This is a genomic window from Desulfosoma sp., assembly GCF_052743555.1.
The window spans coordinates 54,460-81,102 of the sequence record NZ_JBRAHS010000001.1 but is presented as its reverse complement, the minus strand read 5'-3'; the positions used below and the strand labels follow the sequence as shown (position 1 = coordinate 81,102).

Here is a 26,643-nt window from a genome sequence, read left to right as displayed (position 1 = left end):
AAGGAAAGGAGCCGAAGCCGGTGAGGGACATTGCCGGCGGCGGGTCGCCAGAGCGGCCCCCGCGCCGTAGACTGCGAACAGGGTTCAGTACCGGAACCGCCATGACGGCGGCGGCCAGGGCGGCTTTGCGCACCATCCTGACGGGGCGCGCGCCATCATGGGTCGCCGTTCGTTTGCCCATAGGCTACTATCTTCCGGTGCCCACGACCATCGCCTTGCAGGGTGAGCGTGTGGCGCACGCCGTGGTCATCAAAGATGCCGGCGATGATCCGGACGTCACCCACAAGGCCTCGGTAGAAACGCGCCTTACAGTGGCCTGGGCGAACCCGAAAAACGCCATGTTCCATGAAGCGGCGGCAGGCGGGTTTCAGGAGCCGGCAACATCCGCACATCTTATCCTTGCTGCCGGCTCTGGTGTCGGGGTGGTGACCAAACCGGGACTTCCAGTGCCTGTGGGGGAACCTGCCGTGAACCCGACGCCGCGAGCCATGCTGGTGCAAAACCTTGCCGAAGAACTGGACCGCTCGGCTGATTCAGAGACCTTTTTTCGTGAAGAAACATGGCATCCATACGAGACGGAAGACCCATGGGAGTCTGACGGCCCCTCGGTGCGGCTGCCCCTGGTTCTGTCTGTGCCTGTGCCGCCATCATTCACGATTCATGTCGAGGTTTCCGTGGCTCAAGGGGAAGAGCTGGCTCGCCGGACCTTGAACCCGCGCCTGGGGATCGTCGGAGGGCTGTCTATTTTGGGCACCACGGGATTGGTGAAGCCTTTGTCCCATGAAGCCTATGAAGAAACCATTCTTGCGGCGTTGCATGTGGCCAGAGCCGCCGGATGCACCACGGTGGTCTTAAGCACCGGCGGAAAGAGTGAAAAGCTGGCCCGAAGCGTATTGGCCGACGAACCTTTGGAAGCCTTTGTACAAGTTGCGGATTTTTTTGCCTTTGCGGTGCGCCACGCCGCTCAGATGGGCTTTGCGCAAATCGTTCACAGCGTTTTTTTCGGTAAAGCGGTCAAGATGGCTTGCGGCCTGGCATCGACCCACGCCCATAAAGCCGCCATGGATTTCATGGCGTTGGTGCGTTGCGGTGAGCGCGCCGGGGCGCCTCAAGATCTTTTGGACGCCGTGTCCCGCGCCAACACGGCACGCCATGCCTTGCAGATTCTCATGAAGGCCAAAGCTCACGCCGTGGTGCAGGAAGTGGCCCGAGAGGCGGTGAGGCATTCGCGACGGTTTGCTCAAAAAGAGGGGCTTCGAGTGCGACTCCTGCTCTTTCACGATGACGGCACGCTGCTCGCCGACTTCAAAGATTCCAATGGCATTGAGGACCCGGCGGTCCATGGAGAGATCCATGACCCGTAATCCTGAACAATGGACCCCGCCCCTTATTGCGGTTGTCGGCATCGGGGCCGGCCCCAGAACCTGTGTGCTCGAAGGCCTTCAATGGATTGAGCGAGCGGAAGTCTTGGTGGGAGGGACCCGACATCTGGCTTTGTTTTCTGATCATCCTGGGGAAAAAATGCCTCTTCGCGGATCCATGAAAAGTTTTGTGGAGACGGTGGACGTTTTGGCACGTCGAAGGCGGGTGGCGATTTTGGCCTCGGGCGATCCTCTCTTTTTCGGCATCGGACGATACCTGTCAAAGACACTGCCGGCTGAGCGGCTGCGTTTCATTCCCGGCCCGACGTCCGTGCAGAGCCTCTGTGCCGCTTTGGGAAGGCCGTGGGAGGATGTGCGCGGTTTCAGCCTTCATGGTCGCGAAAGCAGCCTGGAATGGATGTGGTTTGTGCGCCGAGGACATGCGGTGGCCCTTTTGACCGACGAGGCGCACAACCCGCGATGGATCGCAGAGCACCTGATTCGGGCCGGGTGGGACGACCTGTGCATGATTGTGGGGGAAGACTTGGGACTTCCGTCCGAAAAGATCAGCCGCTTTGCCCCGCAAAAAGTTGCCAATTCAGACTTTTCGCCCCTCAATGTGGTTCTTCTGTGCCCATCCACACCAGCGGAAGACGGCGCGAAAGGTGACCTGTGCTGTGGGGATTCGACGCACCAAAACATGGACTCGAAGAACCCTGAGGTGCTCGCGGGCTCGCCTTCGGCTTTTCCGGAAATGTGGGAGGCATGTCCAAATGAAGCGAAACCCCTGGCCCTGGGCGTGCCGGACACCGCCTTTGTGCACCGGGCGGGCCTCATGACCAAGAGGGAAGTGCGCGTCATCGCCGTGTCGCTGCTGCGACTTTGTCCGGGCCAGGTTCTCTGGGACCTGGGGGCGGGCAGCGGCTCCGTCGCTGTGGAAGCGGCTTTACTGTGCCCGTTAAAGAGCGTTTGGGCGGTGGAAAAGGTTCCGGAAAGGGCCCAGGATATTCGATTGAACGTGCGTCGGTTTCACTGCGGGGAAGTTCAAGTGGTGGAAGGGGATGCCCTAAAGGCCGTTGACCGCTTGCCTTCTCCCCACCGTGTTTTTATCGGCGGTTCCGGCGGTCTTCTGACGCCGCTCCTTCAAACCGTTTGGCATCGACTGGCCCCCGAGGGGCGCATCGTCGTGGCCGCGGTCACCTGGCAAAGCCTGCAGGCCATGGAAGCCTTCAGCCGATCCCAGGGTATTTCCCTTGAAGCGCTGCAGGTGCAGGTGAACCGGGCCGTCCCCATTGGATCCACGGTGCGTTTTGAAGCCTTGAACCCCGTGTTCTTGTGTGCCATCGATAAAGGCGCCAACACGCGGGCAGAGTCTTGAGGAGCCTGTCTGAAAATGGCTTTTCGGGGCCGTTTTCGTATCATTCGGTAGGAGTGCCCCACGGCACGGTGGGGAATCGCCGCGGTTGTCACTCCGACAAGAGGTCTATTCGAACGAGCTCCTGAGATTGGGGGTGTGATGCACAACTACGATGACTTTCAAAATTCGGAATTCAAGAACGGACAAGCTGTTCCGTGCCTTGTGGCTTTTGTGGGAGCCGGTCCGGGAGATCCGGAACTCATCACCGTCAGAGGTCAAAGGCTTCTTCGTGAAGCGGACATGGTTATCTACGCTGGTTCCCTGGTCCCTCAAGGCCTTCTTGAAATTTGCAAACCCGAAGCGGTCCTTATGGACAGTGCCTCCATGACGCTGGAAGAAACCCACGCGGCCATCATGGAGGCGGTGCGTCGCAGGCACAAGGTGGTGCGGCTGCACACAGGAGACCCCAGCCTTTATGGAGCCGTTCACGAACAAATGCAGCTTCTGGATGAGGCCGGTGTGGACTATGAGGTGGTGCCCGGGGTGTCGGCGGTTTTTGCGGCAGCGGCCGAATTGCGCTGCCAACTGACCTTGCCCGAGATGTCTCAGACGGTCATCATGACTCGAACGGCGGGAAAAACCCCGATGCCCGAACGGGAATCTCTGGAGCACCTGGCTGCGCACGGGGCCACACTGGTCATCTACCTCAGTGTGCACCACATGGACCGAGTGGTGCAGACCTTAAGCGCTCATTACGCTTCCTACACACCGGTGGTGGTGGCCTATCGTGTGGGCTGGCCGGATCAATGCATTCTGCGGGGCACTTTGGACACCATTGCCGAACAGGTGCGCCACGCAGGGATTCGCCGACAGGCTTTGATCCTGGTCGGGGATGTGTTTCAGCAGATTCGGCCTCGAGTGCGATCGCGGCTCTACGACGGATCCTTTGCCCATGGCTTTCGAAACGCTCGCACTTGATGTGCCTCAGCCCATCGCCGTGGTCTCCATCACGCGCCAGGGAACCGCCCTGGCTCTGCGGCTTGTGGAAACCCTGCCCGGCTGCACGGTTTATGTTCCGGCCCGCCACGGGTTTGCCCTCGCCATGGGAGCGGAACCGTACGATCGGCTTCGTGATCTTTTCCCGAAATTGTGGAGAAAATACCGGGCGATGGTGTGCATCATGGCGGCAGGGATCGTGGTGCGCTCTATAGCACCTCTGCTCCGTTCCAAAACTTCGGATCCTGCAGTGGTCGTGGTGGACGAGCGAGGGCAATATGTGATCAGCCTGCTTTCCGGTCATGTGGGAGGTGCCAACCGAATGGCGCAGGTGGTGGCTTCCCTGTTGGGGGCTCAGGCCGTGATCACCACCGGATCCGACGTGGCCCAGAAAACAGCGCTGGATACCATGGCTTTAGCCCGAGACCTGGTCATGGAAGACATGACCTGGGCGGCCCGTGTGACGACGGCCATCGTAGATGAAGAACCTTTCTGGATCTATGATCCGGATGGGCATTTGGCGCCCTACCGGGCGATGCTCAGCAATGCCCTGTGGGTGGCTGAAGCTGTGCCGGCAACGGCTTCAGGGGTCCAGGAATTTCAGAAGGCGCAGGAGGGGCGGCAAACGGCTTTGGACGCCGCCGGCATGGATCCGAGCAAGATTGCCGGTGTATGGGTTTCCGTGAGCCAAAAGCCGAAGGCTTATCGGGCCGTGGTGCTCCGCCCGCGGACCCTCGTCGTTGGCGTGGGCTGTAACCGAAACACACCGGCTGGGGAAATCCTTCAGGTGGTGCGCGACGTGATGCATCGGCACCATCTGGCTGAAACGGCGGTTCGAACTCTGGCCAGCGTGGATATCAAGGAAAACGAAGAAGGTTTGCTGGAAGCGGCTCGAGCGTGGCCCTGTCCCATTGTGTTTTTTTCAAAAGAAACCTTGCAGACCCAAATGGTGCCCAACCCTTCGTCGGTAGTGCACCGACACATAGGAGTCTATAGCGTATGCGAAGCAGCAGCTCTTCAAGCGGCTCGAAACGGACGACTTATTGTCCAAAAGCAGAAGACCCCCAACGTCACGGTCGCCGTGGCCAAGGACGGCTCTGGATCGTGAGCCTTGGGCCCGGAGCGGCGGAACATCTGACGCCGCGGGCCGTCGAGGCGCTGCGTCAGGCGGAAGTGATCGTGGGCTACAAGACCTATATCGGGCTCATCGAACCGCTGTTGCACGAAAAAACCGTGCTTTCCAGCGGGATGCGCAAAGAAATCGACAGATGCCGGGAAGCCGTGCAACGGGCCCTTGAGGGCTTCCGCGTGGCGCTGGTCTCCGGCGGGGATGCCGGCATTTACGGTATGGCCGGCCTGGTCTTTGATGTGTGTCAGGCCGAAGGTGTGGCGGTCTCTGACGGCTCTGGTCAGGCAAAGGATTCCGGCGAGGCCCTGGCCATAGAAGTCATTCCAGGCGTCCCGGCTTTCAACGCCGCCGCGTCTCTGCTTGGGGCGCCGCTCATGCACGACTTTGCCTCCATCAGCCTGAGCGATCATTTGACGCCCTGGAAGGTCATCGAAAGACGGCTCATGGCCGCGGCCGAGGCCGACTTTGTCATTGCTCTCTACAATCCGCGAAGTGCGACACGGCCCGATCTGCTGGATCAGGCGCGATCCGTGCTGCTCCGTTCCCGTTCAGGAAAGACGCCGGTCGGGGTAGTGCATAAAGCCATGAGAGAAGGGCAGCGCTATTGGGTGACCACCCTGAGGAATTTGGTCAGCGCCGACGTCGACATGCAGACCGTGATTCTTGTGGGAAACAGCCAGACCTACGTCTGGAACGGCTGGATGGTGACCCCTCGAGGTTACCTGGAAAAATACGGAAGCTAGAAAAAGCTTGAGGCCTCGCTTTGCACCTTTGCTCGAATGGAATCTTCGATGGCGGCCAGTTTGTCCGGCGTGAGTTTCAGCGCGCGGGCACTGACAACGGTAGATAGATCCAGGTCCGGCCGCTTTGTGGGACCCAGCTCCAGTTTGTGGCAAATGGCATTGGCCAGGTGAACGATTACCGTCAACGCGGGCAGAATCTTTGCCGAAGCCGGGCGATGGTGGCAGGCAATGGCCTCGATGATTTCTTCCGGAAAGTGCCACTTGTCGGCCAGCAGACGCCCCACATCGGTGTGATCGAAACCGAAGCATTCCCGCTCCAGGTGCACAAAGGACTGATCGGAGTTGTTGTACACGTCCTCGATGATGCGACGCATGGGCTCGGATCGCTGGGTGAGCAGAATCATTTGCCCGACGTCATGAAGCAGTCCGGCGAGAAAACACTCTTCCTGTTTGGAAAACCGAAGAATCACCGCCAGGGTTCGTGCTGCCAGGCCGCATCCCACGGCATGTTCCCAGAGCAGTTTTTCTGTGAGGCCAAAGGGGTCAAAGAGGTCCCGGGTCACGGAGGCCAGGACGAGAGCCCGGACGGTTTTCAGCCCGATGACCACCACGGCGTCCCGTAAGGTGGCGATGGTTCGCGAACGGGCGTAAAAGGAAGAATTGGCCAGTTTCAGCATTCTGGCCGCCAGAGCGGGATCTTTGGCCAAAATCTTTTGAATGTCTTCGGCCCGAGCATTGGGATCGGCGATCTTTTGCAGAGCCTCCGAAGCCACATTGGGCATGGCGGGAAGATCCCCACTGAGCTGGACCAGAGTATGCAAATGATGGTCGGGCGACGGTGATGTTGGTTTCATTCAGCGTCCTCTCAAGAGTGAACGCGCTCATGAAAAAATACAGATTTCACCTTGCCGTTATGGAGTCGTAATGACACCAGAGAGCCTGAAACTTTTTATATCACATCACCTGGTTTTTTCGGCTGACCGTGCCGAGATCTTAAATGGAAAGTTTTCCGCATTGTGAAGCCCCCCGGTGAGGTGTGCGTATCCCAACGGCGCGAGGGCTGAACTACCATTAAATCCGGCCCGGAAATGGCGTGCAAGGTCCAGCAGACCTGTAGCCTGGAGCGGCCAATAAAGGGCGCGGGTAAGGAACTGTTCACCGAGACACTGTCTGTAGTACTTTGTAGTCCCGCACCACGAGGTTTTGGCCCAGGCGTTCGACGGCCTCCAGTGCCAAATCCATGGAGATCTCGGGCGTAAAAAGAGAGATTCCCGTGCCGAAGATTTTGGGAGATAGCGTGACGATAATGCGGTCGATAAGGCCTTCGGCTGCAAACAGGGAATTGGTCACGGCGCCGCCGGCGACAATGACTTCCGTGTAGCCCAGGGATTCCAGCCAAGCAAGGACCTGTCGCGGCGGTTCCGTGGTGAAGACGACGTTGTTCCAGGAAGATTTTCGCGACGAGTCCCGTGTTATGACCACGTTGAGCCGATCGGGAAGGGGCTTTTTCAAGGTTTGAAAAGTGCGGAAGCCCTTGATGATCACGCCCGCTCGACGAGTGTGCTCTGCGAAAAATTTTTTGTCGTTGGGAGCGGTCCAATCAGGAAAATGGTCGGCGCTTCTGGCGATTATGCCGTCCAGGGTCATGGCCATCAGCACGGTGACTTTCATCGCGAAGTGCTTTCCTCTCATTGTCATTTGTCTTGAAACAGAGGCGCGTAGCGGCCGTAGCCTTCTTTTTCCAAATCTTCAACGGGAATGAAACGAAGGGCCGCCGAATTGATGCAGTAACGGCGACCGGTGGGCGGCGGTCCGTCATCGAACACGTGGCCCAGATGTGAGTCGCCGTAACGGCTGCGCACTTCTGTGCGCACCATAAATAGGGACCCATCGGAGCGTTCCACGATATGATCGGGTTCCAAAGGTCGCGTGAAACTGGGCCAGCCCGTGCCGGAATCGAATTTGTCCAGCGAGCTGAAAAGCGGTTCTCCGGAGACCACGTCCACATAGATTCCCGGCCGTTTGTTGTCCCAATAGGCGTTTTGAAACGGGGGCTCCGTGCCATTCTGTTGTGTGACCTTGTACTGGAGCGGTTTCAGGCGTCTGCGCAGTTCGTCATCATCGGGCTTGACCCAGACAGTCTGAGCGCCCTTGAGTGGCGTCCTCGCGCCAGGCAGCGATTCCTTCCACACTTTTTTCAAAAAGGCATCGCGCCCTGAGGCAGCTCGATAAAAATGGTACCGAACAGGTGACTTTTTGTAGAAATCTTGGTGATACTCTTCCGCTATGTAAAAATTTTTTAGTGGAAGAATTTCCGTCACGATCGGTTTAGAAAACTTGCCGGAGGCCTGCAGTTCTTGCCGAGATACCTCGGCCAGGCGGCGTTGCTCCTCATCGTGGTAAAAAATGGCGGTTTTATACTGGGCCCCACGGTCCACAAATTGTCCGTCAGGATCGGTGAGGTCAATGTGGTGCCAGAAAATATCTAGCAATTGTTCGTAGGTCACTCTGGAAGGATCGTAGATCACCTGAACGGCTTCCACATGCCCCGTACGCCCCGAGGACACCTCTTCTTAAGAAGGGTTCTCCTTGTGTCCGCCCGTATATCCGGAGACCACCTCCAACACGCCGTCCACCTTTTCAAAATCCGATTCCACGCACCAAAAACACCCACCCGCAAAAGTTGCTTTTGCCGTCTGTTCCTTGTTGCCGCTCATGGCCATTGCTCCTTGCGCCCACAGCACCCAGATCCAGATGAACACCATCCCAACAAGCTTCCACCGCGGGGATAATGCCATATGCCTTGTGCTCCTTCCTCCATGTGCTTGGAGTCCATTCATGAATGCCTCCACCAGAGCCGAATGATTCACACGCTCATTTCTCGCTTCTCTACATAATCATTGCCAAGGCACAATGCATAAATTTCAGGCCGAAACTCTTGGGCGGGGAAAAAATCGAGGGCCTACCCTTTTCACGACCAATGGCGAAGAGGGTAAGGCCCTTTGATGAGGCCTTTGACGAGCGTTGAACACATCACCTGGAACAGAAAAACGCTCTTCCGTTAAGGGCCCCCTTCCGTTCCTTTAAGAGCTTTAGCTCTTCTTACTCGTTTGAGCCGTAAAGACAGACATAAGCTGCTTGACGTTGTCACTTTGGCATTCAGGGCAATGCACGGGATTCTTTCCGTGCTCCGAAATGCTTTGAATCACCGTAAATTCCTTCTGGCACGATTGACATTGGAATTCGTATGTGGGCATGGCATCCTCCTTTGGTGTTAAATGGATCATGTCACGCCTTTCTGGATAGAAACCAACTCGATGTAAACGAAAATTACCATTTTTGTCACGAAGGGCCAAGCGATGGAAGTGCGGTAGCCGAATTCTCAGCAGCAGCCCGATTGCAGGCTGCAACAACCCTCGCGCGACCGCCCGATCATGCTGCTGATGACAGCCTGGGCACAGCCCACGCCTGTTTTCACCTCAATGGCATCCGCGGGACAATTGCGAGCGCACGCACCGCATTCCATGCAGGCGTCTCGAAAGGCAATGCGTACCGTACCGTTTTCCTTCACAAACACGCCGTGGGGGCATACTATGGTGCATGAGCCGCACGCCACGCATTTTTCGGCATTCAGCTGCAAAGTGACCACATTCTTTAAATACACAAGGTTTCCCTTAAAACGTGTCCCTCCTGGGGTGCTTGCCAGAGATTCCTCTTTGGACAAGCGGCGCATGCCGCGATTTTCCATTAAGAATTGCGACATCCTGCCAAAATGGTACCGAAACGATATCGTCCTCGCCGGCCGTTGCCCGATGGGAGCAGTTTCTACGGTTCGAACATCGAATATGGCTGAAGGTCGTTCTTTCGAAAGCCTGGAACTGGAACCTTCGCGCTTCCAGGAAAAAGACCCATCACTCGCCTTGTTGGACCATATGCCGCCAGCCATTCTTCATTCAGGCATGGTTTTCTCATCAGGACCCAAAACACCGAGCCCACAGCCATGTGCCCACAAAACCCGAAAAGAGCACAATTTCCAAAGGCACCGCCCAGCGCATCTCCCGGCGCACGCCGGAAAGGGAGGTGTAGGTGGATGAGCCCGTAAAGTTCATGGCGAGAAAAGCCGAGACGGAAAGAAGTCCCAGAACCCATGAGACGGTGTCGAGCGGTTGCAGCCCTTTGGGGTGTCCAAAGAATCACACGATCGCAGCACAGGCGCCTCCGGTGAAAAGACCTTTCGTTGTAAAGGCTCGGCCTGGAAGCCAGGGCAGCAGCAGAGGGGTGAGCACACCACCGGACACGATGCCGTAACCGAGAGCGCTCGCTGGCCCGTATGCCGCTTTCCAAGCCGACGCCCAAAACGGGCCCCTGTGCAGAAGCCCTCCAAGGACGAAAAAGGCGGCCGCGACGGCGGCACCCCATCGAATACTGTGCACCAACTCGACGGGTACGAGCACCAGCCGTTCTTTCCAAGGAAACGTCTTCCGACGCATGGATTTCCTCGCCTTGAAACCGGCATCGAGATAAGCCGGAAGGTCTCGCGCTTCCACGGGGCCGAATAAAGCGGTAAATCCCGTCTGGGTTTTCACGTATCGAGCCGCCACGCCGGGGGCCGAAGGTTGCGGTAGAATCACCTTTCTGTGGGAGACGATCTCCTCCAGACGGCTTGTTCGAAGCCGGTAAATCACTTCCCGGGTGCCAGAGGTTCCTTTGCCTGCGGCACACCAGACGTTGATGCCATTGGTGTCCAGTACCAGAATCCACGCATGACGCCCTGGCAAAGCCGCTCGCAGCGTATCGAAGCTTAACTTGTAATTGGCCGTGACCAGCACGGGGTCTGAGGGTCCCGGGCTGCCCAAGGCGTAAAGGCCGGGGTCCACGGTGTAGCGGTGGCGTCCATAGCTCCAGCGCACAAGAAAAGTGCCCCATCGGTCCCGCCTTGTCAGCTGGGAGCTCACCCGTGGAACGGTTCCCGCTGGCGTGATCCATGGGCCGACAACAAAAGGCTGGTTCATTCGAGGTGGTGGAGGGCTCACCTGAGCCGTCTTTTTTGAAGGTCAACAGGAGCTCGACGGTTTCAGGACCGGTCCACAGCACGGTGTGGCCGACGTCATTGTGGGCTGATGTGTTCGCGTTGCCACGGGAAACCTCGTCACGTTTTCACGGCATCACGTCTGGCACAAAGAGTGTGCAAGGCTAACGCGATTAATGCCCTGCGCATTTCAATCGCTGGGAAATGCGACTGGACACCGTTTGCGACGGCTCAGAGCCTTTCGCCGCTTGAAGCTTATCATGCAGCCGGTTTCCCAGAACGCGCCTTTAAAGAAGGGCACGGCCGACCTTACGGCTCGGGGCATGGCTACCTATATAAAGATATCCCAGCCGGCGTTCTTCGTCAATAGGGCAGGGACGGCGAAGAAGATCCACATGGGCAGGACTTTTCCGGGGGCTTTCGATCCGGATTTGGCGCCAGGCGAAGAAAGCCGAAGGCGACGAGGGTGGCCGCAAAGGAAAGGCCGATATGTCCGTAAAGGGTGTGGGTGTGTTCCCAGAGCCAGGGTCCGGCCAGAGCACCCCCGACGCGGCCGGCCACCATGAGGCTGTAGTTGGCTGAAAGCCAGCGCTTTCTGGCATTTGGGTCCAGTTCGGACATATATGGAAAAGAGCTGACCACGGTGAATTCAAAAAAATACGCAATGGCGCCGAACACGGTGATGGCCAGGGGCAGGGATTTCTGAACCGCAAAGAGTGCCGCATAACACGCGGCGGCCCCCAAAAGCCCTGCAGCCAGAGCGCGTTTTTTGCCCAGCCGGTCGACCATCAGTGCCACGCTTAATTCCGCCGCCAGTTCCATGACACCGATGAACATGGAAAGGAGCCCCAAAAAGTTGATGCCCACGGCAAAGCGAAATTCCATCCAGGCCCCGTAGACGATCATGAGGCTTTCGTTGGCAAAAAGGGTAAAAAAGGTCACAGCCAATGCGAGCCAGAGCCTTCGCCGTCCAGTCGAAGCTGCAGGACCATAAGCCATGACTCTTTCCATGACCACGGGGGTTGGCCTCGCCTTTCGGCACGGAGTAGGCTTGAGGTTAACCCATGAGGGGGGGAAGCTGGAAAGCTTTGTTTGATGGGGCTCAGGCGGTGATGGAAGCCCCGAGGTAATCAAAACAAGCACCATGCCGATCACCCCCAGGGCCAAGTAGGGTGTGTGCCAGCCGAATCGAGCGATCAAAAACCCGCCGATAGGCACCCCCACGAACCAAGAGGCCGACCACGATGATTCCAGCAGCCCTAAAGCGCGCGCTCGAAGGGCGTAGGACACGTGAGCGCTGACATAGGATTGCACGGAGGGATTATAAGCGGCGTGGGCCAGCCCCGTGAGAATGAAGCCAAACAAGACCCACGTGTAGCTTGAATGAAAACCGACGCCCAACGCACCGATTGAAAAAAAAGACAACCCCAAAAGAAGGCCGAGTTTTTCCCCTTTTTTTTCGGTCAGAAGCCCAAAGACGATGCCCGCAAGGCCGACGAAGGATCGAGCGGCCACAAGTAAACCGGCTTGTTCCATGCTGACATTTAAACCGCGGGCAATGGTGGGAAGAAAAGGGTAGGCCAGGCGCACGCCGGCATTGAGCCAGAGGCGACTGACGATGAGAATCCACCATCGGCTTGGCGGCATTCCCAAAAACACGAGGAGAGCCTCCTTGCAGATTGCGGGCGATGCGCCTGAAGCGGTGCTTCGCGGTGCATCGCCCCAGGCTGACGAAAGCCGGTACTTTAGCAGAAGGCTCTTCGTTTCAGGAAAAAAATTGCATTTCCAGTCTTTTTGCTACCAAACGGCGATTCCAAAATATCCAGTGATGAACTTAATGGAAACGTAGAGAAAATAAAGATCGAAAATCAACTTGAGGGTCGTGGGCTTAAAGCGCTTGATGATGCCCGCGCCGACCTGAGCTCCGATAATGGTCCCTCCGGCCAGCAGGAGACCCGAGCTCACGGCTACGTAACCCTGCAGCAGTTTGATGCCTCCGCCCACAACGGCCAGGGGAATCATCGTGGCCAAAGACGTTCCCATCGTGACGTACACGGGAGCGCCAAAGAGATAGATCAATCCCGGAACAAGCACATATCCTCCACCGAGCCCGACGACTCCAGTAAGGACCCCGACGAAAAGTCCCATGAGTACCCACCCCCATGCCGATCCCGGAACCGTTGAGCCCTCCTGTTGAGGTTTCCTCGTGTGCATAATTCCTTCCCAACTCATGCGAACGGCTGGCCACAGAAACGCTATGCCTAAAATTAGATTCAAAAGAGAGGCGTGGCCGCTCAAAAGTGTGAACAGGTACGAGCCGGCAACGACGCCGACAATTCCGGTTCCACCCAGCCAAGCGGTGGCGCGGACGTCGAGGTTCTTTCGAGCGAGATGGCCGATGCCACCCGATATGGCCGTAAAAATAACGGCGAAGAGTGTCGTTCCGATGGCTGTCGGTGTCGGATAGCCCATCCAGAAGTGGATCACGGGGAGCATCACGCTGCAGCCGCATGTGCCGATGAGCCCGCCTAAAACACCAGCGACGAAGCCGATGAGGACCTAGGCGGTGCCTCGCGAGAGGGAGACGATCGGAACGCCGGCGTCTTGGGGCATTTTCGATGTCAAGGACCAAAACGCCATTAAGGTCACCGCGATAAGAAGAAGCGCCGTCGACAAATAATTTGTGCAAAGTCTATGCGACCAGGTGTTTATGGATTTGCTCCTTTCCCTAACCCTCATCGCCGACAGGGGTTAAAGGCCTGGATGTTCCGAGAATATTCCGGCAGCCAAGCGCAAGGTGCCACTCACCAGTGGCCTTCCGCGTTCGGGGTCGTTGAAGGGGTCAATTCGCCTTTTGTGAAGCGGGCGACGGCTTCCTTCACGGTTCCCGAAACACCCGTGTAAACGGGAATCCCTGCAGCCTGAAGCACGTGAAAGGCCTTGGGACCGCAGTGCCCGGTGAGCACGGCCGCGGGTTTCATTCGAGCGATCAACGAGGCCGCCTGAACTCCCGCACCTTGGGCGGCCTGAAGATTTTGGCTGTTGGACACGACCTGAAAGGCAAGGGTTTCCGTGTCCACAATCAGAAATGACGCGGCCCGGCCGAACCTCGGATCCACCTGGGCGTCCAAATCCTTTCCTGTGGAGCTCACGGCGATTTTCATGCACGCTCTCCTCTTTACTGATTTCCAAGCGCTGGCGTCAGCTAATGATCGCAGACGTTGGCTCCGCATTCCAAAGTGCCTTCAAGATATCGCTGCACCAGGTTCTGCGGATCGTCGGCGGGGGCGCCGGTGAGCACTCGAATCCCCCTCTCTTCAAAAAGGCCGATGGCCCGTTGCCCCATTCCTCCGGCAATGACCATGCCCACCCCGTGATCGGCCAGCCAACGCGGAAGAAGGCCGGGTTCATGAGGAGGTGGGGTCACTTCGGCGCGGTTTTGGATTTGCGAGCCGCGGACGTCGACGAGGACAAACTTTTCGCAGTGGCCGAAATGATGGCAAAGCCTTCCCTCTGCGACGGGAACGGCGATGCGCAACACACCGGTTTCCATGGCACTTTTTACCTCGCTTTTTTCCGTCGGGGTTTTCTGGTCTGGAACAACACTCGGGGGCGAACACCGCTCGATGACCTGATCCGTCAGAGCAATCAAGGCCTCGGCATAGGACCCGTTTGCCGCCCGAACCAGATTCAGAGTGGTTCCAGCGTCCCCCGCCTCCACCACGCGCACATCAAAAGGCAGACTTCCAAGGAAATGAACGTGCATACGCTCCGCGGTTTTCAGACCCCCGCCGGCTCCGAAAAGGGCCACTTCCTTCCCGCAGTGAGGGCACACCAACACGCTCATGTTTTCCACAAGGCCCAAAATCGGCACATGGGCCTGACGGCAGAAGTTGATAGATTTTCGAACGTCTTGCAGAGCGATTTCCTGAGGCGTTGTGACGATCACGGCGTGTACGTCGGGGATGGTCTGAGCAATGCTCAGGGGCTCATCGCCCGTTCCCGGTGGACAGTCCACTATCAGGTAGTCTAGAAGGCCCCAATGCACCTGACCGATAAACTGTTTGATGACCCCGTGTTTGACGGGCCCTCTCCAGATCACGGCGGCGTCGGGATCATCCAGCAGAAGCTGGATGGACACCACATGCAGGTTTTCCGACAGGGCATGGGGAACCAAACGCTTCTGGTCGTCCACATGAAAGGTTCCCTGAACCCCAAGGATCTTGGGAATGCTCGGCCCGTGAAGGTCCACGTCCAAGAGTCCCACCTTGAAGCCTTTGTGCGCCAAAGTAACGGCCAGGCCCGCCGCCACACTGCTCTTGCCCACTCCCCCTTTTCCGCTCATGACCAAAAACTTGTGACCGATGCGGCGCAGCTGTTCGTGCACCAATTGGTCCTCGTGCTTTTCGGCATGCGCCGTTGCGCCCGAGCAGGCCGAATCTCCATGCTGACATGAATGTGCCATGATGTCATAGACCTCCTTCGCCTGAATGTGAAAAACTCATGAAATGCATGGCGAAGCCCGAAAGAATCAACTCGGCCTAGAGACGATCAAAGAGTGTGCCAGATGTGCGCTTTCAACGTGAAGCGCTGCGAAACCTTTTAAAAGGCAAGAAAACCGGGATGCAGTGGGGGCCCGACGGACCCGGGGAAATGGTCAATAGGGAACAAAACGCACCATTGGACTTTTGGGCGGGTGCCGTTTCGGGGCTATGGAACAGAAGGCGTTGAGCGCAGTCGGACAAAAGCAGGGCTGGCCTTGCGGCTCCGGCTTTCGTCGACGGGTTTTTCCGAATGCGGGTCATCGAATCGTATTGGACAAGTGGTAATTGGACGAAATGAGGAAGCTGGGGGGAAGAGCGAGCAGTCGTCGGTATGGACCACGAATTCAACTGCGCCCAAGTGAAGAGGGTTTGCGCCTTTGGGGTGGGATGAGGGAGTCTAGGCGGTGTCTAAGAATTTTTCGCCGAAGCGTGTTTTTGTCAATGCCCAGTTCGCGGGCCGTGGCCATGCGTTTCCACTGATTGCGCTCCAAGGCTTCCCAGATGGCACGCTTTTCAATAGCATCAAGGGTCCAGCCTCGAAGCGGTTCAAAACCCTCCCGCACCTTCTGAAGATGTTCCGGCAAATGTTCAGGGCGAATCCATCCTTCGCGGCACAAAATGAAAGCGTGTTCAACGGCGTTTTCCAGTTCCCGTATGTTTCCGGGCCAATCATGCGTCATGAAAATCTGCAGGGCTTCATGACTCAAGCCGAAAATTTTTTTGCTCTGCAATCGGTTGAACCGATCCACGAAATGGTTGACCAACAAGGGGATGTCTTCGCGGCGCTGGGACAAGGGCGGCAACCACAGCTTCACCACATTGATGCGGTAAAAAAGGTCTTTTCGGAACAGCCCCTCATTAACCAGCTGCTCCAAATCCTTGTTGGACGCGGCGATGATGCGCACATCCGCCTTGCAGCTCTTGGAAGACCCCAAGGGTTCGTAGACGCGTTCTTCAAGTACTCGAAGGAGTCGGACCTGAAGAGCCGCCGACACGTCCCCGATTTCATCCAGAAACAGCGTTCCCCCTTCGGCCAGAGCAAAACGGCCGCTGCGGTTTCGCTTGGCGTCGGTGAAAGCCCCCGCCACATGCCCGAACAGTTCCGATTCCAAGAGGGTATCGGGTAAAGCTCCACAGTTGACGGCCACAAAGGGCCCTTTAGCCCTGCGGCTCAGGGAATGGATGGTTCGTGCCAGAACCTCCTTGCCGGTGCCGCTTTCCCCCTGAATCAGCACCGTGCTTTCGCTCTGGGAGATCGCCGGCAGGATGGTGAAAAGGCGTTGCATGGCGGGCGCCTTGGAAAGAATGTCGCCGAACCGGTATTTTCTCTGGATTTCCCGGCGCAGGGTTTCCACGTCGGTGAGGTCGCGAAAGGTTTCCACGCCGCCTACAGTGCGCCCGGTATCGTCCTTAAGCAGTGCCGTGCTGATGCTGATAGGGACTTCTCGGTTATCCGCGTTAAGGATCGCCACGGCCTGATCCACCACGGCTTGACCCGTTTCCATGGTGTGGCGTAGGGCACAGGCCGTCTCGCAGATGTTGGCGCGAAAAACCTCGCAACAAGGCCGACCCAGAGCGTCTTGCGCAGGAACCCCCGTGATCCTTTCAGCCGCCTTATTGAAAAAGGTGATGCGAAAATCCGCATCCACTGTAAAGACCCCATCGGCGATGCTGTCCAAAATGGTTCGAGCCCATTCCAAAGGCGGCGGCGAACCGTGGCCCGCCGGCGGCACTGGAGGAGAACTTGTCTCAGCCAGCGTGGCCGGCATCACCCCAGCTTCAAACTCCCGTGCCGTCCCGCCCGCCTCGCCCAATGGATCCTTAATCCCTCCTGACCACGATGACGGGTTTCTTGGCATGACGAATCACATATTCCGAAACCGACCCCAAGAGCACGGAACTCAAATTGCTTCGGCCGTGGGAGCCCAAAATGATCGCCGACACATTTTCCTCATTGGCAACTTCCAAAATTTTAACGTGTGGAACACCCTCTTCCACCCGGGATGTCACCTTGAGCCCGCGGCCTTAAGTTCCGATTCGATGGGGCGCATGTCTTCCCACGCCTCCTGGCGAAGCGACTCCAGGACCTCATTCAGGAAGTTGGCCACATCTTTTCCCGAAAGCGCTATTCCTTTGGCAATGCAAGCCATGGTCTTGTCGTTAAGCACTCGAAGGGCAACGACGTGTTTCACTCCCGCCCCTCTCATGGCCTTGAGATACCGAAGGGCCTTTTGAGACACTGCAGAAAAATCCGTTGGATAAAGAATTTTTTCGAACATGGCATGCCCCCCTTCCGCCCGCGCCGTTTCCCTTGCCCTTTACTCGGACGCCTTCAGGTCGGCCTCCAAGGGCGCTGCCAGCAGCGCGCGCATCCGGTTCCAGACCTCTTGAAGGGCTCGCACGACCAGCGTTTCACCATATTCCACTAGGCTTCGGCCGTCAACCTGAGACCGGGTCACCACAGGGTCGAAAGGAATAAAACCCAGAAAATGCGCCCCGCCCTTGCGCGCCTCTTTCGCTATTCGATGCGCTTCTTGAGGGTGCAGATCGCTTTTGTTCACGCACACGGCCGCGGGAACTCGAAAGTGATCAGCCAGAGCAAGGACGCGCTCCATATCATGACGGCCGGAAACCGTGGGTTCCGTCACCACAAGGACGGCATCGGCGTTGCCGATGGAGGCGATCACGGGGCATCCCACACCCGGCGGACCGTCGGTCAAAATGAGATCGATCCGGCGATTTTCCGCAAGGCGGCGGGCTTCCCGGCGGATAAGGGTCACCAATTTGCCTGAATTTTCTTCGGCGATTCCAAGCCGGGCATGGACCATGGGGCCGTAAGGCGTCTCCGACACATGCCAGAGGCCGCACGCCTTTTCGAAAAATTCCACGGCCCCTTCTGGACACACATGAGCGCACACGCCGCAGCCTTCGCACAGTAAAGGTTCCACACGAAATGCTTCATCAATGGCCTCGAACCGGCACCATTGCCGGCATGAGCCGCACCGGGTACAGCGCTCTAGATCGATTTGGGCTTCGTGACCCGAGACGAAATCGTGGGTTTCCAAAATCCGAGGCTGCGTCACAAGGTGCAGGTCCGCCGCATCTACATCGGCGTCACACAAGACGACGCTTCCGGCCAAGGCGGCAAAGACCGCTACAAGACTCGTCTTTCCGGTGCCGCCCTTGCCGCTGATGACGACCAGTTCCTTCATACCGAAACCTCACACGTCCTAGGGGTTGAAGCCCGCCCTTTCGGCACAGCGCCGGAAGACGTCTGCTTCAGTTCTCGTACCACCGCGTCGTAGAGCCTTCGCATCATGTGTTTCCATTCAGGAAATACTTCCACCAGCAGATGCCCTTGAGCGTAGGCTTCTGCCACTTTTCGATCAAAAGGAATTTCCAAAAGGATGGGCAGGCTCTCCCGATGAGCGAAGGCGTGCGTGCGGTTGTCACCCAGGTCGCATCGGTTCACCACAAGCCCGCACGGAATGCCCATTTTTTTCACCGCTGCGACGGCCAAGGCGAGATCGTTCAGCCCGAAAGGTGTCGGTTCCGTCACCAAAACGACGTAATCGGCGCCCCACAGACTGGCCACAACAGGACAGGACGTCCCTGGCGGCGCGTCCACGAGGATAACCGCACCTTCCGAAATATCGGCTGCCGCCCGTCGCACGTTGCGAATGAGAGGCGGTGCCATGGCTTCTCCGATGCGCAAGATGCCGTCCACAAGACGAATGGGGCCGCGGCGTCCCGCGCGCCGTTCCCCGATTTGGCGGGACCCCCACGAGATGGCCTTCGCAGGACACGCCCATGCGCAGCCGCCGCAACTATGGCACAATTCCGGGAATGTGAGGACCGTTTCCGGAAGGACCGCGATGGCCTTGAATTGGCACAGATCCTGACACGCTCCACACAGGGTGCATTTTTGCGCATCCACGACCGGCACATCCACCGTGATCGGAGTCACAACGTCCCATTGCGGCTGGAGAAACAGGTGGGCGTTGGGCTCTTCCACGTCGCAGTCGGCCAACACCACAGGGCATTGCAGAGCCGCCGCCAAGTTGCAGGCCACAGTGGTTTTTCCCGTCCCTCCCTTGCCGCTGGCGATGGCGACGATCATGTGGCATCCTCCCGCACCATGGCCTTTCCACATCTGGGACAAGCCATTTCCACACAGGGGACACCTTGTCGATGGGGCACCTTTTCACCGCACGCGGGGCAGACGCAAAAAGCGGGAGCTCCCTGAGCGCCGCGCCCCATACCAGCTCCCTGCCCCGCTCCGGCTCGGCAGCGCCCTCGACCGCCTTGGCCTTGTCCCCGGCCTTGACCCTGTCCTCCCCCACCGCCCAAACCACCAAAACCTCTGCCTTTTCCCAGCGCCATGATTTTATTTCCTTCCTTTGCCAAAAAGGACCGACACGATCGGTACCGTCTCGGCCCGCCACATCCCGGCAGCCAAAAGTCCGGCTCATCCAGTCTTCCGCTGCGGTAAGCTTCAAGCACCTCGCCCAAATTTCCCGCGACCCCATGGAGCACGCGCAGGCCCAATCCCTCAGCGTACAGGAGCAATTCCCGGCTGACGGCCCCGCAGATGAGAGTCAGGGCCTTTTCGGCTTTCAGTCGCTCCAGCCGCTCATAAGGGCTCGAACCGCCCACGTCTAAAACGGTGCCGGCAGCACCCTCCATGCCAACATCGTGGATCAGAAGAATCTGCGTGCACCAGTCCAAGACCGGTGCCACACGGCCCTTGAAGATGGCCACGGCCACCATGGGTTCACTCCTTGTGCGGGTCCACGCCCCATACGGGCAAGTTCCATGCCGAATGCACCAAAGTGGTCCATTGCGGGTTCGGCCTTCAGGGCGCATTCGAAGAAAAAAGGGAAAAAGCGAAAGACTGGGGGGCGAACAGGTAATGGCGGAATGATGCCGGGTAGGAAAGAAGAAAGGTACACATCGTTCCCTAGAAAAGAAGATCCGGGAACGATATGCACCATTCAGACAGCGATGTGGTCATTTCTGGGATTTGTAGCTTTCCTGAAAAATCTGGGGGTTCACGTTCCCCGAATCCGGCCCGCCGCATTCCGGAATGTAGCAGGTGACATCCAGGAATTCGCATTTTTCCTTGCAGGACGGGCAGGTTTCCGGGGGGGTAAGAGCCTGCAGGGTATAACCGCATTTGTTGCATTTCCACATGGTCATGGTGTGTCCTCCTTTTTGCAGCGGCATCGACGACCAAGGTTCATCACAGGAGCCCGCCGTCTCAAACAGCTCGGCCCATCTCTTCTCTTTTCGCATAATCATGCGTGAAAAGAAAGACACCGGGGGGAAAGTGGCTTTCGAGCATAAGGTTTTCAACGGCACCTTGAGACTTCTGAAAACTATGAAAGCGCTCCTCCCTAGCCTTTGAGCTCATCCCCCTTTGCATATTGCACGAAGCGGCGCCCAGGCTTACGGGGCTTTATGGCGGGCGCCCCTTTGAGGGATGGCTTTTTACGGAGAGAGCCCGGAGGCGTTTCCGATAATGGTTTTACCACCTCCTTTTGGGCTCGACGCTGCAGGAGCGCCGCAAGGCGCGATAATGAATTGCCGCTTGCGCCGTTCCTCTCAGGGGCATTCTCGGATAGGCCCCCTAAAGGCATTCTATGGGGTGTTGACCTGCTCCGAATCCGCTTCGCCGTTTTCATGGACACCTTTGAGAAATTGGCGGACGTGTTCGGGAAGAGCACCGGCTTTCTTTTCCAAGCTGGGGCGCAGATGATCGCGTGTGAGGCTTTCCACGTCCTTGACACGCAGGTTCAGGACGCGAAGCCATTCTTCGTTGTACGGTTTCCAAAGGTTTTCTCGAGAGGCTCCTCGAATGGCGTCCGCGCATTGGTGCGAGACATCCAGAATAGCCACCAAAAGGCGGGCGTCGACAGGAATCTGATCCGGGGGCGAAAAGATGGTAGAGTTTTGCAGCTCCACGGCACGGCAGACGTTTTCCGGAATATTCCACTCCTCCAGCAAAAGGGCGCCCAGCTTGGCCGAATCCAGACAGTCGATGAGCACGGAAAGTTTTGGATTTTGTTTTTTCATGAGCAAAATGACGCTCTTGCCGATGTCGTGCAGCAGCGCCACCGTACTCAACATGGATGCGTGCTGGCGGTCGACCAGCTGGGCGATTTCGCAGGCCACGTGGGAAATGACCACCGAATGGTTGTGGAGCGCTCGAAACGGAGGCGTATTGGGCATGGTGCGTCGCAGCCCGTCGGCAATCACCAGCTGGTAGACCTGGTTGAATCCGAGGAGAATGACGGCGTGCTGAAAGTCCGAAATTTTCTTCTGCCAATTGTAGTAAGCGGAATTGACGCGTTTGAGAACGGCACTGACCAGAGACGGATCGTTTTTGGCCAGAGCGGCCACGTCTTTGGCCGACACATTGGCATCCAGAAGCATGTGGGCTAGGCGGCTGGCGTACATGGGCAGCTGGGGCACCTTCTTGAGCATACCCACGATCATTTCCGACTGCGTGTAATCCTGGGTACGTTCCACAATACTTCGGCGCGCAAACCGGATCATAAAATCGCAATGAGCCGACAGAGCTTCCTGCTTGGCCATCTGTTCTTGAAGGCGCCTCTGATAGGTGTCGACGATTTTTTTGGTGAGAAAGGCGCTTGAACAAGGATCCAGTGTCTCCAATAGCGTTTCGGAAAAGGACAAAACCGTGCAGGACTGGGTGGCGACGGCGGCCGTCAGGGTGCCCGATGGGACGAAAAATAGGCTTTCACATAGGACATCTCCCGCATGGCACAGCGCGACCTGGCGGACCGTGCTGCCCGTGCGCTTGAGCAGTCTCAAGCTTCCTTTGAGGAGCAGATGAATCGTGTGGTCCCGTTCTCCCTCACGAAATAAAACATCACCCGAAGCAAGGTTTTTGAGGGCACCCAGGTTGTAAAGCCCGATGAGAATCTTTTCATGGATTCCCGGAAAAGCCTTGAACAACTCGTGATCCTTCGCGATCTTCACGGTTCCGTGCATGGAATGCTCCGTTCCTTGGGTTCTTGGACCATGATTCCCTTTAAGACATTCGGCTGGTGCCTTTCAAAAGGTTAAAGAAAATTGACAAGGCTTTTGAATGAGGCTACTGTCCGGCCGTTTGGCTTGCAGCAAGGCACAAGACAAATGAGTCTGAGCAGAAAGGTCGGGTGCATGGAAAAGAAAATTGCGGTGTTGGCAGGGGATGGCATCGGGCCGGAGGTTATGGCTGAAGCCATCAAGGTGCTCAAGGCGGTGGAAAAAGCCTTCGGTATGACCATGGTGTTTGTGGAGGCCGACGTCGGAGGATGCGCCATCGACAAACACGGCCACGCCCTGCCTCCTCAAACCTTGGATGTGTGCCGCCAAAGTGATGCCATTCTTTTCGGTTCCGTGGGCGGTCCCAAGTGGGAAAGCCTGCCGCCGGAACAGCAACCGGAACGAGCGGCGCTGCTGCCACTGCGCAAGATTTTCGATCTGTACTGTAACCTTCGACCAGCTTGCGTGTATCCTGCCCTGGCTGCCGCCAGCCCCTTGAGGCCGGACATCGTCCGTGACGGCTTTGACATTTTGTGCCTTCGTGAACTGGCCGGAGGGATCTATTTCGGCCAACCCAAGGGAAGGGAAGGCACCGGCCCAAAAGAGCGCGCCTACGACACCATGGTCTATCACCGTTGGGAAATTGAGCGCATTGCTCGAAAGGCCTTTGAAATCGCTCGCACACGTCGCAAAAAAGTGACTTCCATCGACAAGGCCAATGTGCTGACCACCATGGTCTTGTGGCGGGAAGTGGTAATGGAGACGGCCCGGGATTATCCCGATGTCGCCCTGAACCACATGTATGTGGACAATGCCGCCATGCAGCTCATGCGCGACCCTCATCAGTTTGACGTGCTTCTGTGCGGCAACATGTTCGGTGACATCCTCTCGGACCAATGCGCCATGCTGACGGGGTCTCTGGGCCTGTTGCCGTCGGCGAGCCTGGGCACCTCCCATTTCGGCCTTTATGAACCTGCCGGAGGCTCCGCTCCGGACATTGCCGGCAAGGGCATCGCCAATCCCATTGGCCAGATTCTTTCTGCAGCGCTCATGTTCCGCTACAGCTTTCACCGAGAAGATGCGGCACGGGCTGTGGAACGAGCCGTAGCCGAAACCATCGAGGCGGGCATTTGCACGGCAGACATTGCACGCGGGGCGCAGCGTCCGGTGAGCACCGCAGCCATGGGGGATGCCATTGCTGAGCGCGTGCGCCGTTGAAAGTCACGCGTGATTGCGCAGTTTCAGTTCCAGGGGATGAGGATTGAGGTAGACTTGGCGTTTGAGGTAGGGCTGATCGTATTTTCGAATGTAGTGGTTGATGAGCGTGATGGGGACGATCAGTGGGTAGAGGCCGCGGTGGTAGGCTTCAATGATTTCCCGCAACTCTTCCTTTTCCGAGGGTGACAATTCTTTTTTAAAATATCCCATCAAGTGGAAAAGCACGTTGGTGTTTTTGTTTACGGTGGCCTTGAGTTTCAGGGCTTCGCTCATTATCTGTTCGTAGCGCTCGTACAGCGTCTCCAAGGGCATGGACTTGCCTTCCGCCACCAGTTTTCCCAGCTCACGATGATGCTTCGGGCTGTGGGCCATATAAAGCAGCTTGTGGTCAGTGTGGAACGCCACGAGCCGCCCCAAGTCCTTGCCGCCGCGGATATGGTCGTCCCAGCGCTTGCGATGAAAGATTCTTTCGACAAAATTTTCCCGAAGAACTTCATCATGCAACCGCCCTTCTTCCTCCACCGGAAGATGCGGAAACGTTTTCATAAAAAGACCTGCAAACAGGCCCACACCCTTTTTTTGCGGCATCCCTTTGTGATCAAAGATCTTGACCCTTTCCATGCCGCTGCTGGGGGAATTGCTCTTAAAAAGAAAACCACAAAGATTCTTCTTTTTGAGTTCTTCCAGCTTTTGGCGGGCCCAACCAAGCATTTGGTCGGTGACGTCGCGGCGGGTGCGGGTGGTGATGAGGCGAGGGTTTTCCGGGTCTCCTTCCAGATGCATGGACTCTCGAGGAATTCCCAAGCCGCATTCCACTTCGGGGCACACGGGCACATACTCCACGTAGGCGCCCAAAATGTCCGTCACATAGCGGTCGTGTTTATGACCGCCGTCGTATCGCACGGGGTGTCCTAAAAGGCACGCGCTGACGCCCAAACAAATCTTGTCCACCGTGTCCTCCGCTCAAGGGTTGGAATTCAACGACAGATCGCCGTCCTGAGCCAAGGTGCCGCCGATTTGTCCCAAGCCAACCAACACCAGGGCCAGCGAAACCTCTTTTTCTTTGGCCTCTTCGCGGTAACTCATGCGCAGGCCCCAGCACCCGTGGCGGTACTGAAGGCCGTACACTTGTTTAAAAGTTTCCTCTTTATCAAAAGAGTAGTCGTACAAGACGTAAAGACTCAGAGGGGGACGCACTTGCAGGTGGGCGCTCCCGATAATTTCATCTACCGCCGTGTCCTGACGATACCGGTAGGTTACCTGAGCCCAGTCGCCTCGATGGGAATTGAGCCAGAAAGATAAGTCATGAATGTTGGCGCGGCCTTGGTAGGGGGAATAGGTGACGTCGTAAGAGAGGTTCAGGTATCGCTCGGGCGTAAGATCCAGGGACATCAAAATGTCGGAAAACCGCTTTCCCGGTTGCGTCTCGATGGGAGGTTTCGGAACGGGCTCACCCACCAGATACGCCTGGTGCACCGCCAACCGAGCCCACTCTTTGTAAAACGACTGCGGGTCTTGGCCCGGCGGGCTTTGAGTTTTCTTGGTCGTCAAGAAGCTGGAAAAACCGTAGAGGACGGTATCTTGGCGTCCAATACGGTCCAGGTCGTCAAAAAAAGGCAGATCCTCCTGATCGATGTCCGGAATGAAGACATAAAGAAGGTCGGGGCGAATCACGTGCTGCACGGCCAGTGTATCGGAAGGGCGATAGACGCGTTCCATGCGGGTGGACGCTGTCAGCCGAGCTTCCGGAACCCATCTGGATGTGAACGCGGCCTCTTCCTTACCGGAGGTGTCCGCTTGATAGAGGGTGGATCGCAGCCCCAAAGAGGGTTCCACGGCCAGGTAGGGAAACCAATGGATCGGATAGGCCAAAGTCGGAAAGATGTCCGTTCGAAGGCCTGCGTCCCCCTGCGGTCGCCAGTAATGGACGGCGGAAGCATCCAAGGAGTAGTAGGTAGATCCCAGACCCAGAGCCGAAGGCGTGACAGAGGCTCGAAGATAGGGCAGTTGCTGCAACGTTGTTTCATCAAGCTTTCGATCCAGTTGGTTCCAGTAACGAACATCCATGCTGGCGACGGCCGATTCCCATCGCCTCAGCACATAAAGGCTGGATTCCCGGCTCGTGATCGTCTCATCGTTGAGAATCTCCCGCTGACTCACCCGGCGAAAGGCCCGGTTGGTTGCCGTTCGAGACACGGATCCCGATTGAAATTCTTTCAAGAAATTCTGGTCGCTTACCAGGTCCAGGTCCAGGAACATTTCCGCCTGGTGCGGCAGTTCCACCGTGTGGCGGGCTCGCAACCAGTACCGATCCCTTTCCTGAAAGGGATAGCCATGAGCCTTTAAGTCCTCGGGGTCCGCCTGATCTGCCAGGTAATTCACGAACCAGACCCCTTCCCCCAGGGTCGCATGGTCCATGCGATACTCAGCGCCCAGCATTACGCCGCGCTTTTTCATGGTGTTGGCGTAAAAGGTCCAATCCATATCTTGACGCCATGCCCAATAAAGGGGGATTTCCAGGTAAGGGCCGTGAAGGTTGCTGGAGCCCAGGGTCGGCAGGAGGAAGCCGGATTGGCGTTCCTTGTTGACGGGAAAGAAGGCAAAGGGCATGTAAAACACAGGGAGTTTTCCCAAACGAAACGATCCGTGCTTGGCCCACCCCAGCCCGTCCACCGTCACGTCCAGGTCTGCAAAGGCAATGGACCAATCCGGTGCAGCCGGGTCGCAGGAGGTGAGGGTTCCTCGGGAGACGTGATAACGGTCGGGCCCCCGCTTAGTGATCGTTTTTCCCGAAAGATAAAAGCCATTTTCGGAAAAATAAACGGTTCCGCCGTCCACCCAGCCTGTTTCAGTGTCCAGGTGCCAAATGACCTTGTTTCCCGTGAGCCAATCCGAGCCGTACTGAATGCGCACCGATCCGGCCAGTTGCGCTTCTTGTTTTTCCAGATCCACCTGAGCCCAATCGGCGCGAATGGATTTGTTGTCCGATGTGATGTGGACATCGCCTTCCGCCTGGTAGATGCGCTGCATGGCGTCGTAGCGCAGGGTTTGCGCCTCGATGGTCCAGGGAGCTTCACTGCGAGCGAAAAAGTTTCGAGTCTGCAAAGGCTTTTGGGATACGGTTTGCGTCTCGAGCCGGGCGGGGGACACCGAGGCCATCAAGAAGGCGGCGGTCAAAAAGGACAAACGAATGAGGAACCGGCCTATGCCCAT

The 26,643-nt window shown here is 57.3% G+C and carries 24 protein-coding genes and 2 pseudogenes; 6 read left to right on the top strand and 20 right to left on the bottom strand.

Going from position 1 to position 26,643, the window contains the following annotated elements:
• Positions 1-20: 20 nt before the first annotated feature.
• The 5 genes from cbiD to cobJ all read left to right on the top strand — a co-directional run bounded on the left by cbiD (position 21) and on the right by cobJ (position 5,586).
• Entirely contained in the window at positions 21-1,364 is a 1,344-nt protein-coding gene (gene cbiD, locus ACUVSA_RS00360; RefSeq protein WP_445893367.1) for a cobalt-precorrin-5B (C(1))-methyltransferase CbiD, read from the top strand.
• Positions 1,354-2,739: a precorrin-6y C5,15-methyltransferase (decarboxylating) subunit CbiE gene (gene cbiE / locus ACUVSA_RS00355; RefSeq protein WP_445893366.1), complete on the top strand. Its 1,386-nt coding sequence runs from the start codon at positions 1,354-1,356 to the stop codon at positions 2,737-2,739. The genes cbiD and cbiE overlap by 11 nt, the downstream gene beginning before the upstream one ends.
• 138 nt (positions 2,740-2,877) lie before the next feature.
• The gene (gene cobM / locus ACUVSA_RS00350; protein WP_445891256.1) at positions 2,878-3,696 is read left to right on the top strand and encodes a precorrin-4 C(11)-methyltransferase; all 819 of its coding nucleotides are present in this window, start codon (positions 2,878-2,880) and stop codon (positions 3,694-3,696) included.
• A complete protein-coding gene (locus ACUVSA_RS00345; RefSeq protein ID WP_445891257.1) occupies positions 3,671-4,822 on the top strand; it encodes a cobalt-precorrin 5A hydrolase in 1,152 nt (383 codons plus the stop codon). The genes cobM and ACUVSA_RS00345 overlap by 26 nt, the downstream gene beginning before the upstream one ends.
• On the top strand, positions 4,819-5,586 hold the full coding sequence (cobJ, locus tag ACUVSA_RS00340) for a precorrin-3B C(17)-methyltransferase (RefSeq protein ID WP_445893365.1): 768 nt from the start codon (positions 4,819-4,821) through the stop codon (positions 5,584-5,586). Before ACUVSA_RS00345 ends, cobJ begins: the two co-directional genes overlap by 4 nt.
• Here the strand turns inward: cobJ and ACUVSA_RS00335 are convergent.
• The 18 genes and pseudogenes from ACUVSA_RS00335 to ACUVSA_RS00250 all read right to left on the bottom strand — a co-directional run bounded on the left by ACUVSA_RS00335 (position 5,583) and on the right by ACUVSA_RS00250 (position 22,176).
• Complete coding sequence (locus ACUVSA_RS00335; protein ID WP_445893364.1) at positions 5,583-6,440, bottom strand: HDOD domain-containing protein; 858 nt, start codon at positions 6,438-6,440, stop codon at positions 5,583-5,585. The genes cobJ and ACUVSA_RS00335 overlap by 4 nt on opposite strands.
• Before the next feature lie 301 nt (positions 6,441-6,741).
• A complete protein-coding gene (locus ACUVSA_RS00330; RefSeq protein ID WP_445893363.1) occupies positions 6,742-7,257 on the bottom strand; it encodes a dihydrofolate reductase family protein in 516 nt (171 codons plus the stop codon).
• A gap of 23 nt (positions 7,258-7,280) precedes the next feature.
• Positions 7,281-8,309, bottom strand: a pseudogene (gene msrB / locus ACUVSA_RS00325) (peptide-methionine (R)-S-oxide reductase MsrB).
• Positions 8,310-8,678: 369 nt separating this feature from the next.
• Entirely contained in the window at positions 8,679-8,843 is a 165-nt protein-coding gene (locus ACUVSA_RS00320; RefSeq protein ID WP_445891262.1) for an FmdB family zinc ribbon protein, read from the bottom strand.
• A gap of 125 nt (positions 8,844-8,968) precedes the next feature.
• Positions 8,969-9,250 (bottom strand): mercury methylation ferredoxin HgcB, encoded by a 282-nt coding sequence (hgcB, locus tag ACUVSA_RS00315; protein ID WP_445893523.1) that lies wholly within the window; start codon positions 9,248-9,250, stop codon positions 8,969-8,971.
• Positions 9,251-9,557: 307 nt separating this feature from the next.
• Positions 9,558-10,697: pseudogene (gene hgcA / locus ACUVSA_RS00310) on the bottom strand (mercury methylation corrinoid protein HgcA).
• 281 nt (positions 10,698-10,978) lie between these two features.
• The gene (locus ACUVSA_RS00305) at positions 10,979-12,274 is read right to left on the bottom strand and encodes an MFS transporter (RefSeq protein WP_445891264.1); all 1,296 of its coding nucleotides are present in this window, start codon (positions 12,272-12,274) and stop codon (positions 10,979-10,981) included.
• Positions 12,275-12,412: 138 nt separating this feature from the next.
• Positions 12,413-13,168: a sulfite exporter TauE/SafE family protein gene (locus ACUVSA_RS00300; RefSeq protein ID WP_445893522.1), complete on the bottom strand. Its 756-nt coding sequence runs from the start codon at positions 13,166-13,168 to the stop codon at positions 12,413-12,415.
• Positions 13,169-13,419: 251 nt separating this feature from the next.
• Positions 13,420-13,779, bottom strand: coding sequence for a NifB/NifX family molybdenum-iron cluster-binding protein (locus ACUVSA_RS00295; RefSeq protein ID WP_445893362.1), 360 nt, complete (start codon positions 13,777-13,779; stop codon positions 13,420-13,422).
• Between the two features lie 41 nt (positions 13,780-13,820).
• Positions 13,821-15,080 carry an iron-sulfur cluster carrier protein MrpORP gene (locus tag ACUVSA_RS00290; RefSeq protein ID WP_445893361.1) on the bottom strand — a complete coding sequence of 420 codons (1,260 nt, stop codon included), beginning with the start codon at positions 15,078-15,080 and terminating at the stop codon, positions 13,821-13,823.
• 423 nt (positions 15,081-15,503) lie between these two features.
• A complete protein-coding gene (locus ACUVSA_RS00285; RefSeq protein ID WP_445893360.1) occupies positions 15,504-16,973 on the bottom strand; it encodes a sigma-54 interaction domain-containing protein in 1,470 nt (489 codons plus the stop codon).
• Between the two features lie 7 nt (positions 16,974-16,980).
• Complete coding sequence (locus tag ACUVSA_RS00280; protein ID WP_445893359.1) at positions 16,981-17,157, bottom strand: universal stress protein; 177 nt, start codon at positions 17,155-17,157, stop codon at positions 16,981-16,983.
• A gap of 8 nt (positions 17,158-17,165) precedes the next feature.
• Positions 17,166-17,438: a hypothetical protein gene (locus ACUVSA_RS00275; RefSeq protein ID WP_445893358.1), complete on the bottom strand. Its 273-nt coding sequence runs from the start codon at positions 17,436-17,438 to the stop codon at positions 17,166-17,168.
• Positions 17,439-17,477: 39 nt separating this feature from the next.
• Positions 17,478-18,371: an ATP-binding protein gene (locus ACUVSA_RS00270; RefSeq protein ID WP_445893357.1), complete on the bottom strand. Its 894-nt coding sequence runs from the start codon at positions 18,369-18,371 to the stop codon at positions 17,478-17,480.
• On the bottom strand, positions 18,368-19,279 hold the full coding sequence (locus tag ACUVSA_RS00265; protein WP_445893356.1) for an ATP-binding protein: 912 nt from the start codon (positions 19,277-19,279) through the stop codon (positions 18,368-18,370). The genes ACUVSA_RS00270 and ACUVSA_RS00265 overlap by 4 nt, the downstream gene beginning before the upstream one ends.
• Complete coding sequence (locus ACUVSA_RS00260; protein ID WP_445893355.1) at positions 19,276-19,929, bottom strand: hypothetical protein; 654 nt, start codon at positions 19,927-19,929, stop codon at positions 19,276-19,278. Before ACUVSA_RS00260 ends, ACUVSA_RS00265 begins: the two co-directional genes overlap by 4 nt.
• Positions 19,930-20,169: 240 nt before the next feature.
• Positions 20,170-20,358 carry a rubredoxin-like domain-containing protein gene (locus tag ACUVSA_RS00255; RefSeq protein WP_445893354.1) on the bottom strand — a complete coding sequence of 63 codons (189 nt, stop codon included), beginning with the start codon at positions 20,356-20,358 and terminating at the stop codon, positions 20,170-20,172.
• A gap of 441 nt (positions 20,359-20,799) precedes the next feature.
• Positions 20,800-22,176 (bottom strand): HDOD domain-containing protein, encoded by a 1,377-nt coding sequence (locus tag ACUVSA_RS00250; protein ID WP_445893353.1) that lies wholly within the window; start codon positions 22,174-22,176, stop codon positions 20,800-20,802.
• A gap of 171 nt (positions 22,177-22,347) precedes the next feature.
• Here ACUVSA_RS00250 and leuB point away from each other — a divergent pair, with 171 nt between their 5' ends.
• Positions 22,348-23,430 (top strand): 3-isopropylmalate dehydrogenase, encoded by a 1,083-nt coding sequence (gene leuB, locus ACUVSA_RS00245; RefSeq protein WP_445891275.1) that lies wholly within the window; start codon positions 22,348-22,350, stop codon positions 23,428-23,430.
• Between the two features lie 3 nt (positions 23,431-23,433).
• Here leuB and ACUVSA_RS00240 read toward each other — a convergent pair whose 3' ends face one another.
• Together ACUVSA_RS00240 and ACUVSA_RS00235 are read right to left on the bottom strand one after the other, a co-directional pair.
• A complete protein-coding gene (locus ACUVSA_RS00240; protein WP_445893521.1) occupies positions 23,434-24,372 on the bottom strand; it encodes a YbgA family protein in 939 nt (312 codons plus the stop codon).
• A 21-nt stretch (positions 24,373-24,393) separates the two neighbouring features.
• On the bottom strand, positions 24,394-26,643 hold the full coding sequence (locus ACUVSA_RS00235) for an LPS-assembly protein LptD (protein ID WP_445893352.1): 2,250 nt from the start codon (positions 26,641-26,643) through the stop codon (positions 24,394-24,396).

Excerpts from the sequence above, each read along its gene's own strand:
- cbiE (WP_445893366.1), top strand. The coding sequence starts at position 1,354 with ATGACCCGTAATCCTGAACAATGGACCCCGCCCCTTATTGCGGTTGTC.
- cobM (WP_445891256.1), top strand. The coding sequence starts at position 2,878 with ATGCACAACTACGATGACTTTCAAAATTCGGAATTCAAGAACGGACAA.
- ACUVSA_RS00345 (WP_445891257.1), top strand. The coding sequence starts at position 3,671 with ATGGCTTTCGAAACGCTCGCACTTGATGTGCCTCAGCCCATCGCCGTG.
- ACUVSA_RS00335 (WP_445893364.1), bottom strand. The coding sequence starts at position 6,440 with ATGAAACCAACATCACCGTCGCCCGACCATCATTTGCATACTCTGGTC.
- ACUVSA_RS00330 (WP_445893363.1), bottom strand. The coding sequence starts at position 7,257 with ATGAAAGTCACCGTGCTGATGGCCATGACCCTGGACGGCATAATCGCC.
- ACUVSA_RS00320 (WP_445891262.1), bottom strand. The coding sequence starts at position 8,843 with ATGCCCACATACGAATTCCAATGTCAATCGTGCCAGAAGGAATTTACG.
- ACUVSA_RS00295 (WP_445893362.1), bottom strand. The coding sequence starts at position 13,779 with ATGAAAATCGCCGTGAGCTCCACAGGAAAGGATTTGGACGCCCAGGTG.
- ACUVSA_RS00290 (WP_445893361.1), bottom strand. The coding sequence starts at position 15,080 with ATGGCACATTCATGTCAGCATGGAGATTCGGCCTGCTCGGGCGCAACG.
- ACUVSA_RS00275 (WP_445893358.1), bottom strand. The coding sequence starts at position 17,438 with ATGTTCGAAAAAATTCTTTATCCAACGGATTTTTCTGCAGTGTCTCAA.
- ACUVSA_RS00270 (WP_445893357.1), bottom strand. The coding sequence starts at position 18,371 with ATGAAGGAACTGGTCGTCATCAGCGGCAAGGGCGGCACCGGAAAGACG.
- ACUVSA_RS00265 (WP_445893356.1), bottom strand. The coding sequence starts at position 19,279 with ATGATCGTCGCCATCGCCAGCGGCAAGGGAGGGACGGGAAAAACCACT.
- ACUVSA_RS00260 (WP_445893355.1), bottom strand. The coding sequence starts at position 19,929 with ATGGTGGCCGTGGCCATCTTCAAGGGCCGTGTGGCACCGGTCTTGGAC.
- ACUVSA_RS00255 (WP_445893354.1), bottom strand. The coding sequence starts at position 20,358 with ATGACCATGTGGAAATGCAACAAATGCGGTTATACCCTGCAGGCTCTT.
- ACUVSA_RS00250 (WP_445893353.1), bottom strand. The coding sequence starts at position 22,176 with ATGCACGGAACCGTGAAGATCGCGAAGGATCACGAGTTGTTCAAGGCT.
- leuB (WP_445891275.1), top strand. The coding sequence starts at position 22,348 with ATGGAAAAGAAAATTGCGGTGTTGGCAGGGGATGGCATCGGGCCGGAG.
- ACUVSA_RS00235 (WP_445893352.1), bottom strand. The coding sequence starts at position 26,643 with ATGGGCATAGGCCGGTTCCTCATTCGTTTGTCCTTTTTGACCGCCGCC.